General features: G+C 64.1%; 13 protein-coding genes. All 13 read right to left on the reverse strand.

Annotation, left to right across the window (positions count from 1 at the left end; all coding sequences use genetic code 11):
• Window positions 1-385: 385 nt before the first annotated feature.
• Window positions 386-1,645, reverse strand: coding sequence for a UDP-N-acetylglucosamine 1-carboxyvinyltransferase (gene murA / locus ACQP2D_RS37310; RefSeq protein ID WP_433680616.1), 1,260 nt, complete (start codon window positions 1,643-1,645; stop codon window positions 386-388).
• Window positions 1,646-1,891: 246 nt separating this feature from the next.
• Window positions 1,892-2,473: a cob(I)yrinic acid a,c-diamide adenosyltransferase gene (locus ACQP2D_RS37315; RefSeq protein ID WP_433680617.1), complete on the reverse strand. Its 582-nt coding sequence runs from the start codon at window positions 2,471-2,473 to the stop codon at window positions 1,892-1,894.
• Window positions 2,474-2,526: 53 nt separating this feature from the next.
• The gene (locus ACQP2D_RS37320) at window positions 2,527-2,949 is read right to left on the reverse strand and encodes a DUF2550 domain-containing protein (protein ID WP_040687141.1); all 423 of its coding nucleotides are present in this window, start codon (window positions 2,947-2,949) and stop codon (window positions 2,527-2,529) included.
• Window positions 2,950-3,216: 267 nt separating this feature from the next.
• The gene (locus ACQP2D_RS37325) at window positions 3,217-3,594 is read right to left on the reverse strand and encodes a F0F1 ATP synthase subunit epsilon (protein ID WP_433680618.1); all 378 of its coding nucleotides are present in this window, start codon (window positions 3,592-3,594) and stop codon (window positions 3,217-3,219) included.
• A gap of 6 nt (window positions 3,595-3,600) precedes the next feature.
• A complete protein-coding gene (gene atpD, locus ACQP2D_RS37330) occupies window positions 3,601-5,043 on the reverse strand; it encodes a F0F1 ATP synthase subunit beta (RefSeq protein WP_397031964.1) in 1,443 nt (480 codons plus the stop codon).
• A gap of 99 nt (window positions 5,044-5,142) precedes the next feature.
• Window positions 5,143-6,117, reverse strand: a complete 975-nt coding sequence (locus ACQP2D_RS37335) for a F0F1 ATP synthase subunit gamma (RefSeq protein ID WP_433680619.1) — start codon at window positions 6,115-6,117, stop codon at window positions 5,143-5,145.
• Between the two features lie 60 nt (window positions 6,118-6,177).
• The gene (atpA, locus tag ACQP2D_RS37340; protein WP_433680620.1) at window positions 6,178-7,815 is read right to left on the reverse strand and encodes a F0F1 ATP synthase subunit alpha; all 1,638 of its coding nucleotides are present in this window, start codon (window positions 7,813-7,815) and stop codon (window positions 6,178-6,180) included.
• A gap of 49 nt (window positions 7,816-7,864) precedes the next feature.
• Window positions 7,865-8,674 carry a F0F1 ATP synthase subunit delta gene (locus ACQP2D_RS37345; RefSeq protein WP_433680621.1) on the reverse strand — a complete coding sequence of 270 codons (810 nt, stop codon included), beginning with the start codon at window positions 8,672-8,674 and terminating at the stop codon, window positions 7,865-7,867.
• Window positions 8,675-8,693: 19 nt separating this feature from the next.
• Complete coding sequence (locus ACQP2D_RS37350) at window positions 8,694-9,254, reverse strand: F0F1 ATP synthase subunit B (protein WP_433680622.1); 561 nt, start codon at window positions 9,252-9,254, stop codon at window positions 8,694-8,696.
• 7 nt (window positions 9,255-9,261) lie between these two features.
• The gene (locus tag ACQP2D_RS37355; protein WP_433194966.1) at window positions 9,262-9,510 is read right to left on the reverse strand and encodes an ATP synthase F0 subunit C; all 249 of its coding nucleotides are present in this window, start codon (window positions 9,508-9,510) and stop codon (window positions 9,262-9,264) included.
• Between the two features lie 71 nt (window positions 9,511-9,581).
• Window positions 9,582-10,430, reverse strand: coding sequence for a F0F1 ATP synthase subunit A (gene atpB, locus ACQP2D_RS37360; protein WP_433680623.1), 849 nt, complete (start codon window positions 10,428-10,430; stop codon window positions 9,582-9,584).
• Between the two features lie 244 nt (window positions 10,431-10,674).
• Window positions 10,675-11,130, reverse strand: a complete 456-nt coding sequence (locus ACQP2D_RS37365; protein ID WP_433680624.1) for a hypothetical protein — start codon at window positions 11,128-11,130, stop codon at window positions 10,675-10,677.
• A gap of 103 nt (window positions 11,131-11,233) precedes the next feature.
• The gene (locus ACQP2D_RS37370) at window positions 11,234-12,376 is read right to left on the reverse strand and encodes a glycosyltransferase family 4 protein (protein WP_433680625.1); all 1,143 of its coding nucleotides are present in this window, start codon (window positions 12,374-12,376) and stop codon (window positions 11,234-11,236) included.
• Window positions 12,377-12,379: the final 3 nt, after the last annotated feature.

Here is a 12,379-nt window from a genome sequence, read left to right on the forward strand (position 1 = left end):
CACGGGGGTATGAGGAGCCGGAACCAAAATAATATTTGGCACTGACATTCATCGACACACTATTGAGTTCTCAAAGAACACACGCACAAACCATCTCGCGGGTTTGACCCCGGTCGATCGGTGAGGCAACTTATCAAGCTTAGCTCAGTCGGGAACCCGAATCAAAATCGGGGTCTCGTTCGAGCTAGTGTGATCGTCAGGCGCTCTACGTCCTACCTCGTTTCCCTGGTCCTTTGCTCAGCCTTTCGGCTCAGCGCGTCGGCCCCGGGTCGGTGTCCGTGTCGCTCTGACTCGAATAAAGTTACGTGTCGGCGTGCATGATGTCAAATCGCCTGGTCAGGAACGGTTTTCGACGAAACGAGATCGTCGCCTGCCGTTCACATGATCAATCCGCGGCGCCGACCCGCTCCACCCGACCACCCAATGCCTGCAGCTGCTCAACGAATTTCGGGTAGCCGCGGTCGATGTGGAAGACGTCGTGCACTTCGGTGGTGCCATCGGCAACCAGACCGGCGAGTACCAATCCGGCACCGGCGCGAATATCCGACGACCACACCGGCGCACTCGACAACCGCGGAATTCCGCGTACCACCGCATGATGTCCATCGGTCCGGGCATCGGCACCCAGCCGGATCATCTCCTCCACGAAACGGAAGCGCGCCTCGAAGATGTTCTCGGTGATCATCGAGGTGCCGTCAGCAATCGCCGCGAGACCGATAGCCATCGGCTGCAGATCGGTCGGGAATCCGGGAAACGGCAGCGTCGAGAAATTGACCGCGCGCGGCCGATCGGCCTGAATCACCCGGAAACCGTCCGGTTCGAACGAAATGCGCGCACCCGCCGAGCGCAGCTTGTCCAAAACGAGGGACAAGTGCTTGGGATTCACCCCGGTGACGCGGACATCGCCCATGGTCATCGCCGCGGCGATCCCCCAGGTCGCCGCCACGATCCGATCACCGATCACCCGGTGCGTCGTTGGTTCGAGACGCTCGACACCCTGAATGGTGAGCACCGACGTACCCGCCCCACTGATCCGCGCACCCATCCGCACGAGCATGTTGCAGAGATCGACGATGTCGGGTTCGCGTGCGGCGTTATCGATGACCGTTTCGCCCTCGGCCAGTACGGCCGCCATGAGGATGTTCTCGGTCGCACCCACCGAAGGGAAGTCCAGCCTGATCCGCGCGCCCTGCAGTTCCTCCGCGCGCGCGACCACACAACCGTGCTCGATTTCGCTGGTCGCGCCGAGCAGGCGCAGACCAGCCTGATGCATATCCAACGGGCGCGAACCGATCGCGTCGCCGCCCGGCAGTGCGACGACCGCCCGCTTGCAGCGAGCCATCAGCGGACCGAGCACGCAGACGGACGCGCGGAACTGCGTGACGGCCGGAAAATCCGCGTGGTACTTCGGCTCCGTGGGCGTGTTGATCGTGACGACCGAACCATCGATAGCGACATCGCAGCCGAGGCCGCGCAGCACATCACCCATCAACGGCACATCGAGGATGTCCGGGCAGTTCGTAATGGTGGTCGTGCCCTCGGCCAGCAAGGCAGCCGCCATCAACTTGAGGACGCTGTTCTTCGCACCCCCGACCGCGACCTCACCGACGAGTCGATTCCCGCCAGTAACCAAAAACCGTTCCATGCCGCCTCTCCGCGTATTCGGCGCACTATTGGTGCAAAGGATAGTTGCGTTGCGGGCCGCTGGTAGCGGTGCCGGGGTTATCTCCAGGTAGCTGGTCGGACTTCCCGAGTGTCCAGCAACTTTTTGCGAGCGTGTTGGGCGCCGGACGGTCGGTCGCGGGCTGTGTCCCGGGTCTCCCAAGAAGTTACCCACGTCTACACCAGATCAGTCGTGCGGGGATTCGGATGATGAAATCTCGTCGGTCGTTCAGTCCGATGTCTGCTCCCCACCAGGCTTCCACAGCACATCGCCGCCCGGGTTGGCGACTCGGCTCAGGATGAACAGCAAGTCGGAGAGGCGGTTCAGGTACTTCGCCGGAAGGATATTCGTATCGTCCGGATGCGCCTCGATCGCGGCCCAAGCGGAACGCTCCGCGCGGCGCGCAACCGTACGAGCGGTGTGCAGCAGGGCCGCCAATGGGGTGCCGCCGGGCAGAATGAACGAATTCAACGCCGGCAGTTCGGCGTTGAACTCATCACACCAGGCTTCGAGGCGGTCGATATAGGGCTGGGTGACGCGCAGCGGCGGGTACTTCGGCTCCGCGACCACCGGGGTCGACAGATCCGCACCCGCGTCGAACAGATCGTTCTGCACCTGCCGCAGTGCCTTCAGCAACTCCGGCGCGGGTGCACCGAGCGCGATGGCCACGCCAATGGCGGCATTCGTCTCGTCACAATCCGCATAGGCGATCAGCCGCGGATCCGTCTTGGCCACCCGGGAAAAGTCGCTGAGACCCGTCGTCCCATCGTCGCCGGTCCGCGTGTAGATCCGCGTCAGGTGCACACTCACACGGCCACCCTATCGCTGCGAACACACCCACAGTTTCGGCTAGCAGATTTCGTCTAGAGGCCGGGCAGACGCCGGGTGCGATCCGACGGTCGGGATTCCACCCAGGACAGGAAGGCCGCCAATGAGCCGCGGTCCAGGGCCAGTTCGTAATTGCCGTCATTGTCCGAGACCGCGGTCACCGCGATCTCGTCGGTCATGATGTCGTATTCATCACCGCGCGGACCGCGCCGATCACCGATCTCGATGCCCTGGCGTCGAATGGTGGAATCGGGGCCCAGCTTGAGGCTGGAAAGTTTGTAGAAGACGAGCCGATCCTCGTCGTATCGAATCAGGCCGTGCCGCCAGCCCTGGCCGCCACGCGCGGGCAGCACGCGCAAGATCGCGGCAGTTCCGCCGCGGCGCAACATGATCAGCCGATAGGTCGAAGCGAGGGCCAAGAGAACGAGCGTGAGCACCAGAATGATCAGGAGAACCATCCCGGTCTGCAATGCTGTTCGTCCCTTCGCTTCGCCGCCGTACCGACGACACAGTGTCCGATCGCGGTATTCGCGGGCCCTCCCCGTGGTTACGCAAAGCTACCGCCTCCGGGCCGGAGCGCACACCGCCGTTCGGTCATTCAACCACGGTCCCGAGTTTACAAATGGCCGGGCCTTGTCTTTGCAGGATCGGACCCGGAAACGCCACTGTCGGCGGCGAAGACAACTTCACCGCCGACAGTGGCGAACGCAATCCCGATGCGGTGCTTACGCGTTCGCGTTTGCCTCGACCGCGCGCACCTGACCCTCGGCCGCCAACTTCGCTTCCACGCTCGCCTCGGCGTCGGCCAGCACCCGACGGGCCGCCTCGACGTCGATCTCGTCGGCGAACTCCGCGGACTCGGCCAGCACCCGGACCGAGGTCGCGGTCACCGAGAAGAATCCACCGTGTACCGCCGCGGTGATCCGCTCACCCTCGGTGGGCACGATGCTCACGATGCCGCCTTCGATCAGCTGGCCGAGCAGCGGCTCATGGCCCGCCAGGATGCCGATCTGGCCCTCGGTGGTCTGCGCGCTGACGAACGTCGCCTGGCCGGACCAGAGCAAACGCTCGACGGCGACGAGATCAACTGACATCTCCGACATGGATGACTACTTTCCGGCGATCTTCTTCGCGGCCGCCTCGACGTCGTCGAGACCACCGCAGGAGTTGAACGCCTGCTCCGGGAAGTGGTCGAACTCACCCTTGCAGACGCGGTCGAACGCCTCGATGGTGTCGGTCAGCGGCACCACGGAACCCGGCTGGCCGGTGAACTTCTCGGCCACGATGAAGTTCTGGCCGAGGAACTTCTCCAGACGACGGGCCCGGCCCACGAGGACCTTGTCCTCTTCGGAGAGCTCGTCCATGCCGAGGATGGCGATGATGTCCTGCAGTTCCTTGTACTTCTGCAGGATCCGCTTCACCTCGTTGGCGACCCGGAAGTGCTCCGCACCGACGATCGAGGCCTCCAGGATGCGGGAGGTCGAGGTCAGCGGGTCGACGGCCGGGTAGATGCCCTTCTGCGAGATCGGGCGGGAAAGCTCGGTCGTCGCGTCGAGGTGGGCGAAGGTGGTCGCCGGGGCCGGGTCGGTGTAGTCGTCGGCGGGCACGTAGATGGCCTGCAGCGAGGTGATGGACCGACCGCGGGTCGAGGTGATGCGCTCCTGCAGCTCACCCATCTCGTCGGCCAGCGTCGGCTGGTAACCGACGGCCGAGGGCATGCGGCCGAGCAGGGTCGACACCTCGGAACCGGCCTGGGTGAACCGGAAGATGTTGTCGATGAACAGCAGCACGTCCTGGTGCTGCACGTCGCGGAAGTACTCGGCCATGGTGAGGGCCGAGAGGGCGACGCGCATACGGGTGCCCGGCGGCTCGTCCATCTGGCCGAAGACGAGGGCGGTGTCCTGGAGGACGCCCATCTCTTCCATTTCCAGGTGCAGGTCGGTGCCCTCACGGGTGCGCTCACCGACGCCCGCGAACACGGACGTACCGGAGAACTCACGCGCGATACGGGTGATCATCTCCTGGATCAGCACGGTCTTACCGACACCGGCACCACCGAACAGACCGATCTTGCCGCCCTTCACGTACGGGGTCAGCAGGTCGATGACCTTGATGCCCGTCTCCAGGATCTCGGTCTTACCCTCGAGCTGGTCGAATGACGGGGGCTTGCGGTGGATGCCCCACTGCTCGCCGTCGCGGCCGGTACCCGGCGCGTCGAGGCAATCGCCGAGAGCGTTGAAGACATGGCCCTTGACGACGTCACCGACGGGCACCGAAATCGGCTTGCCGGTGTCGGTGACGGTGGCGCCACGGACCAGACCGTCGGTGGGCTGCATCGAGATGGTGCGCACGATGTTGTCACCGAGGTGCTGGGCGACCTCGAGGGTCAGGGTCTTGGCCACCGAGGTCAGGGTGATCTCGGCGTGCAGAGCGTTGAACAGCTCAGGGATCGAACCCCGCGGGAACTCGACGTCCACGACGGGGCCGATGACGCGGACGACGCGACCTGTTTTCGCGCCCGTCCGGCTCTCTTGAGTGACAGCTGCGGTCATTAGTTGGTTCTCTTCCGTGTCTAATTTGCGGCCTTCGGGGGCCCTACGTGGTTACGCTGCGCTTCCGCCTCCGGGCCCTGACCTCAGGCCGCTGGCTGCTTAGTCGCGGTCGGAGCTCGAAGCCAGCGCGTTCACGCCGCCGACGATTTCGCTGATTTCCTGCGTGATCTGGGCCTGCCGCACCGAATTCGCCTGCCGGGTAAGCACATTGGCCAGTTCGTTGGCGTTGTCGGTGGCTGCCTTCATTGCGGTGCGCCGAGCCGCGGACTCGGATGCCGCTGCCTCGAGCAACGATGAGTAGATGCGGGTGTTGATGTACTTGGGCAGCAGCGCCGCCAGCAGCACATCGGCATCGGGCTCGAACTCGTACTGCGCCGTCAACTCGGCGGGGGCGACCCCGTCGGAGAAGGAGTCCTCACCCAGTTCGAAGTTCTCATCGACGAAGCTGACCTGGATCGGCGCCAGGCGGCGCACCTCCGGGTTCTGGGTCAGCATCGAGACGAAACGGGTGTACACGATGTGCAACTCGTCGACGCCCTCGATATTGCCGGTCCCGTTCGGAGCCGGCACCTCACCCTCGGAGCCCGCCATGAAGGCGTCCACGAGGTGATGGCACGCGGCCGAGGCATCGTTGTACTTCGGCTGCTGGGAGAACCCGGTCCACGCATTGACCAGCGGCCGACTGCGGAAGGTGTAGTACGTGAGGCCCTTATTGCCCATCACGTACAGCACCGGCTCCTTGCCCTCGCCGCGCAGGGTGACCATGAGCTCCTCGGCGCGCTTGAGCACGTTGGAGTTGTAGCCACCACACATACCGCTGTCACTGGTGATCACCAGGACGGCGGCCCGGCGCGGGTTGGCCCGCTCCGTCAGCAGCGGGTGCGACAGACTCGTCGACGCACTCGCCAACTCGCTGAGAACCTTGGTGATCTCCTCGGCGTAGGGCTTCGCGGCCGCAACCCTGGCCTGGGCCTTGGAGATTCGCGAGGTCGCGATCAGCTCCTGGGCCTTGGTGATCTTTTTGATCGAACTCACACCACGAATGCGGGAGCGCAATTCACGCAAGCTTGCCATCAGCGGTTCACACTCCCTTCAGTTCATTCGTGAGAATCGAATAGCGCATTGCTCGCTCGATTACTTCTCGACGTGCTTGCGGGTCACCGACAGCGATTCGACCTCTTCGTGGTCGAGCTCACCTGCGGCAGCCTCGTTCACGACGCGCGAACCGTCGGAAGCGAGGAAGCTCTGCTTGAACTTGTCGGTGGCCGCCTTGATCGCATCACCGTTCTCGGCGTCGAGCACCTTGCCGCCCTCGATGGACTTGAAGGCGTCGGCCGCGCTGCGGTGCAGATCCTCGAGCAGTTCCGCGTTGAAGCGACGGATGTCGGCAACCGGAACCGAGTCGAAGTAACCAGCGTCGACCAGGAAGATCGAAACGATCTGGTCCTCTACCGGAACCGGCGAGTACTGGTCCTGCTTGAGCAGCTCGACCCAGCGCGCACCGCGCTCCAGCTGTGCCAGCGACGCGGCGTCGAGGTCGGAGGCGAAGGCGGAGAACGCCTCCAGTTCGCGGTACTGCGCCATTTCCAGACGCAGCGAACCGGCGACCTTCTTCATGCCCTTGGTCTGGGCGGCGCCACCGACACGGGAGACCGAGGTACCGACGTTGATCGCCGGGCGGACACCCTTGTTGAACAGGTCGGACTCGAGGAAGACCTGGCCGTCGGTGATGGAGATGACGTTGGTCGGGATGAACGCCGAGATGTCGTTGGCCTTGGTCTCGATGATCGGCAGACCCGTCATCGAACCGGCACCCATCTCGTCGGACAGCTTCGCGCAACGCTCCAGCAGACGCGAGTGCAGGTAGAAGACGTCACCCGGGTACGCCTCGCGGCCCGGCGGACGACGCAGCAGCAGCGAGATGGCGCGGTACGCCTCGGCCTGCTTGGTCAGGTCGTCGAACACGATCAGGACGTGCTTACCCTGGTACATCCAGTGCTGGCCGATGGCCGAACCGGTGTAGGGCGCAAGCCATTTGAAGCCAGCGGAGTCGGAGGCGGGGGCCGCGACGATGGTGGTGTACTCCATCGCACCATGCGATTCCAGCGCGGTCTTCACACCCGCGATGGTGGAACCCTTCTGGCCGATCGCGACGTAGATGCAGCGGACCTGCTTGGTCGGGTCACCGGTCTCCCAGTTCGCCTTCTGCGCCAGGATCGCGTCGATGCAGACCGCGGTCTTGCCGGTCTTGCGGTCGCCGATGATCAGCTGACGCTGACCACGACCGATGGCGGTCAGGGCGTCAATGGCGGTGATGCCGGTGGCCAGCGGCTCCTCGACCGGCTGACGCTGCAGCACGGTCGCGGCCTGCAGCTCGAGCACGCGCTGCTCTTCGGCCTCGATTTCGCCGAGGCCGTCGATCGGCTGGCCGAGCGGGTTGACCACGCGGCCGAGGAACTTGTCACCGACAGGGACCGAGAGCACGTCGCCGGTGCGGCGAACCTGCTGGCCCTCTTCGATTTCCGCGAACTCACCGAGGATGACCGCACCGATCTCACGGTCCTCGAGGTTCAGCGCGACGCCGAGCACACCACCCGGGAACTCGAGCAATTCATTGGCCATCGCCGAGGGCAGGCCGCTGACGTGCGCGATGCCGTCGCTGGTGTCGGTGACGACACCGACTTCTTCGATGGAGGTTTCCGGGGTGTAGCTCTGGGTGTAGCTCTCGATCGCGCTACGGATCTCATCGGTGGAGATCGTCAGCTCCGCCATAGTCTTCCTGCTCTCGCTGTCTGGTCTGAATGTCGGGGGTGGTGGGGTGTCAGGCCAGAGCCCGACGGAGCCGTTCCAAGCGGCCGGTGGCGCTGCCGTCGATCAGGTCGTCGCCGACCCGCACCACGACGCCGGTCAGCAGACTCGAATCGACCTGCACGTGCACCGTGACCGGCTTGCCGTAGATGCGCTGCAACGATGCCCCGAGATGGTCCCGCTGCTGGTCGGTCAGCGCGACCGCGGCGCGCACATGCGCGACGATCTGGTCGCGCCGAGCGGCGGCGAGATCGGACAATTCGTCGAACGCTTCGCCGATGCTCGTCTTGGACCGAGTGACCACCTGGTCCGCCAGGGTCTGGGTGATGGACTCGGCCTTGCCTGCGAGCAGCCGCTCGATCAGCGCGCGCTTGGCCTCGGTGGGCTTCGCGCGATCCGAAAGTGCCTGCTCCAGATCGGGGTTGTCGCCGATGATCCGGGCCAGCCGGAACAATTCGTCCTCGACCGCCCCGAGCCGTCCGCTGTCGGCGGCCGACTCCAGCAGCGCCTCCTGGCCGAGCAACACCAGGGTGTCGACCAAATCGGCGGTGCGCGACCAGTTCTGGGCCACCGCGGTGGTCAGCACCGCCAGGGTGGCGGGGCTGACCTTGCCGCTGAAGACCCGTTCGCTGAGTTCGGCGCGCACCGAGCCGGGAACCGACACGTCCGCGAGCGCAACACGCAGCGAACGCTGGTCGTCCAGCACGGCGACAACGGCGAACAGTTCCGACCCCGTCGTGGCCGCAACACTGTCGCTTCCGGTCAGAGCGGCCCGAAGCGCCTCCCGTGCCCGGGAGCTTGCCTCGCGGCTCGCTGCGTACATGCTTCTCACTTTCGCGTCGCTACCTTCCGACCCCAATGCCGGCATCCGACTGATCGAGTTCGGCGAGGAACCGGTCGATCGATGCCGCCTGCTTAGCTTCGTCCGAAACCGACTGTCCGATAATCTTTTCGGCCAAATCGACGGCAGTTTTGCCAACTTCGGCGCGCAGCTCGGTCAGGATCTGCTGGCGTTGAGCTTCCAGCTGGCTGTGACCGGCGGCGACGATGCGGTCGCTTTCGGCCTGTGCTTCCGCGCGCATCTGCGCGAGGATCTGCTGGCCCTGGGTGCGTGCGTCCTCACGGATGCGCGCGGCCTCGAGCCGGGCGTCGGCCAACTGCTGCTGGTACTGCTGCAGCGTCAGCTGGGCTTCCTCCTGCGCGACCTCGGCCCGCTGGATTCCGCCCTCGATCTTGTCCGCACGTTCATCCAACACCTTGATAAGGCGCGGGATGACGTACTTGTAGAAGATGACGCCGATGATCGCGATGCAGACCACCGACCACACGATGTCGTAGGTCTCGGGGATGAGGGGGTTGATGTCTTCCCCTGTCTCCGCGGCGAGCATAGAAAGCGTGTTCATGGCTATCTCAGAAGATGAAGCCGGCAACAAGGCCGATCAGCGCCAGGGCCTCGGTGAACGCGATACCGAGGAACATGTTGGTGCGGATGGTGCCCTGCAGCTCGGGCTGACGAGCGATGCCCTCGATGGCCTTACCGACCACGATGCCCACACCGATGCCGGGGCCGATAGCGGCCAGACCGTAGCCGATGGCGCCGAAGCCCTTGAACTTCTCGGTGGAGGTTGCCGCTTCCTGGGCCAGGTACGCGAGGCTCATGAGTCTACTTTCCCTTTCTGTTGCTCACCCGCCGGGCGGCGTGGTGTAGCAGGTTTCCGGTAGGTGTTCGGTCAGTGCGAATCAGCGTGTTGTGCGAGTCCGATGTAAACGGCGGTCAGCAGGGCGAAAACGTAGGCCTGCAGGAAGATGACCAGCATTTCGAACAGCGTGAACCCGAGTCCGGCGAGCAGCGAGAACGGTGAGAACACCTTCATCCAGGCCGCGGCGTCGAACAGGAAGAACCAGGTGGCGCTGAAGAACAGCACCAGCATGATGTGACCGGCCAGCATGTTGGCCATGAGTCGGACGGTCAGCGTGAACGGGCGCAGGATGAACGTCGAGACGAACTCGATCGGAATCAACAACACGTGCAAAGCTGGCGGAACATTCGGAACCACGATGCTGCTGCGCATATAGGTGACGAACCCGTACTTCTTGACACCCACGAAGTTGAACGCGAGGTACGCGATGAGGGCCAGCACCAGCGGCATGCCGATTCGGGCGTTCGACGAGATGTTCAGCCCCGGAATGATGCCGGAGAAGTTGAGAAACAGAACCGCGAAGAAGATCGTCGCGATCAACGGGAGGTGCTTGCGACCGGATTCTTTACCGAGCACCTCTTCGGCAATCTGTTCCTTGACGAACACCAGACCGGTTTCGGCGATGTTCTGCAGGCCGCGCGGGACGATGCGAGGATTGCGGAATGCCAGCACCATGACGAGCACCAGCACGGCGGTCATCAGCAGCCGGATCAGCATCAAACGGTCGAGTTCGAACGGCGTACCCTCGAACAGCACAGCTGGAGGGAAGAAGTCGGACAGCGATGGCGCGTGGAACTCGCCCGCCAAAGTGGTGACGCTCAGCGTTCTCTCCCGTGTTCGGGCCGCGGGTACGGTCATTCCCGCGGTTCGATCGGACATTGACGATCAATTGGGTCGACTCAGGTCGGCTCGAAATTCGTCAGCTGCTGTGCGGCAACCCGCATGGGCGTCTGTACGTAGTGTCGGCGACATCGTCGACATGCAGAACCGGAACCCATCGGAGCCCGGCACGGCAGTAAGCATAGCTGCCATTTGGCGGGATCTTGGTGATCCCCCCCTTGCTTGGTCGCTTGCTTACCAACACTTTACCAAGTTATCTACGACAGCGTGTAGGTGGGTGCGATTATTGCTGCGCAGAGGGTGAATCGGACCTATCGGTCGGTACGTTTACGTACGGAACCTTCTGCCGCAGAACGCCATACGTCTCCGCGCCGAGCACGATGAGCAAGGACCCGACCACCGTCAGGAACAGCGCCATCCGGTCGTAGAAGTCGAAGCGCTGCAGCACCGCGATCACGATCATCGCGACCAGCAGCTTGCCCACCCAGCTCACCAACATGACCAGGCCAGCGGTACTCGGCGGCAGCTTCGCGCCGAACAGCACCACGGCCGCGGTGGTGAGGATGAAGCCGCCGCCGATGGCGGCGCCGAGCAGCGCGCCCCAGAGTCCGGACAAACCGGCCACCGCGGCGGCGATGGCCACCGACAGCACCACCAGAACGGCCAATCCGATCACGCCGTAGCGCAGCGCCGCCTTCAGGGGAGCGTCAGGACCGGGGATCGGATTGGTGAGACTCACGACTGCGCCTCGCTGGCGCTCGGCTCCGTCGTTCCTCCGGACGCTGGGTTTATGGTTCGCTCGCTTCGCTCACTCACGGTCCGAACTTTACCCGGACCTTGCTTTACGGATCCGCGGGCTCCTTGCGGCGCAGGCCCGGTATCGCGGTCACCACCAGCGCGAAAACCAGCCCGCCCGCCATCATCAGCACGACGATCCGCCGATCATGGATCAGCGAGGTGCCGACGGCCCCGAACGCCAGTACGCCGACCCACAAATAGATCACCAGGACAACGCGGCGGTGCGAATGTCCGATCTGCAACAGCCGGTGATGCAAGTGCATTTTGTCCGGTGTCGAGAAACTCACACCGGCGCGGACCCGGCGCACGATCGCCAGCAGCAGATCCAGTACCGGAATGAACATCACCGCACCGACCAGCAGCAGCGGTGAAAGCAGACCGACGATGTCGCGAGGTCCATAGCCCGCCAAATTGATTCGACCCGAGGCACCGGTCGATACCGCCGCCAGCATGAGCCCGATCAACATCGAACCGGAATCGCCCATGAATATCCGTGCGGGCGAAAAGTTGTGTGGCAGAAATCCCAGACAGGCGCCCGCGAGCGCGGCCGCGAGCAGGGCGGGCGGATATGTGTCGACCGAACCGCCCTGGTTGTAGAGCAGGCCGACGGTGAACACGAAGACCGCGCCCGCGCAGATCAGGCCGAGTCCGGCAGCCAGACCATCGAGTCCGTCGACGAAATTCATGGCATTGACGATGGTGACGGTAATGCCGACGGTGACCAGACCGCCCTGGAGTGCGTCCAACACCACGGTCGTGTCGTTGAACGGGTTGTAGATGACGTACCAGCTCAGACCCATGACCGCCATCACACCGGCGGCGGTCACCTGACCCGCGAACTTGGTCAGCGCATCCAGGCCCCACCGGTCGTCGACGATGCCGACGAGCACGATGATCGTGGCCGCGACCAGCACCGCCGGAATATCCGGCGCGTAATCGAAACCTCTTCGCAGCGCGGGCAATTGGTGCGCGAACAGGACGGCCCCGACCACCCCGACGTACATGCCGACCCCGCCCATCCGCGGAATCGGTTTGACGTGCACATCGCGTTCGCGCGGCACCGCGACGGCGCCGAATGCGATGGCCAGCACCCGAATTCCGCCGGTCGCGAGAAAGGTTACCGTCGCCGAGATGAGAATCACGAGCAGCAGCTCGCGCAACGGAACTACAGCACCCGAACCGATCATCCG

Source organism: Nocardia sp. CA-119907 (assembly GCF_050955995.1).
In the GTDB taxonomy this organism is placed as follows: Bacteria; Actinomycetota; Actinomycetes; order Mycobacteriales; family Mycobacteriaceae; genus Nocardia.

Coding starts and splice junctions, on each gene's coding strand:
- ACQP2D_RS37350 (WP_433680622.1), bottom strand. CDS start 9,254: ATGAACACGCTTTCTATGCTCGCCGCGGAGACAGGGGAAGACATCAAC.
- ACQP2D_RS37370 (WP_433680625.1), bottom strand. CDS start 12,376: ATGATCGGTTCGGGTGCTGTAGTTCCGTTGCGCGAGCTGCTGCTCGTG.
- murA (WP_433680616.1), bottom strand. CDS start 1,645: ATGGAACGGTTTTTGGTTACTGGCGGGAATCGACTCGTCGGTGAGGTC.
- ACQP2D_RS37325 (WP_433680618.1), bottom strand. CDS start 3,594: ATGTCGGAGATGTCAGTTGATCTCGTCGCCGTCGAGCGTTTGCTCTGG.
- atpB (WP_433680623.1), bottom strand. CDS start 10,430: ATGTCCGATCGAACCGCGGGAATGACCGTACCCGCGGCCCGAACACGG.
- ACQP2D_RS37335 (WP_433680619.1), bottom strand. CDS start 6,117: ATGGCAAGCTTGCGTGAATTGCGCTCCCGCATTCGTGGTGTGAGTTCG.
- atpA (WP_433680620.1), bottom strand. CDS start 7,815: ATGGCGGAGCTGACGATCTCCACCGATGAGATCCGTAGCGCGATCGAG.
- atpD (WP_397031964.1), bottom strand. CDS start 5,043: ATGACCGCAGCTGTCACTCAAGAGAGCCGGACGGGCGCGAAAACAGGT.
- ACQP2D_RS37345 (WP_433680621.1), bottom strand. CDS start 8,674: ATGTACGCAGCGAGCCGCGAGGCAAGCTCCCGGGCACGGGAGGCGCTT.
- ACQP2D_RS37355 (WP_433194966.1), bottom strand. CDS start 9,510: ATGAGCCTCGCGTACCTGGCCCAGGAAGCGGCAACCTCCACCGAGAAG.
- ACQP2D_RS37320 (WP_040687141.1), bottom strand. CDS start 2,949: ATGGTTCTCCTGATCATTCTGGTGCTCACGCTCGTTCTCTTGGCCCTC.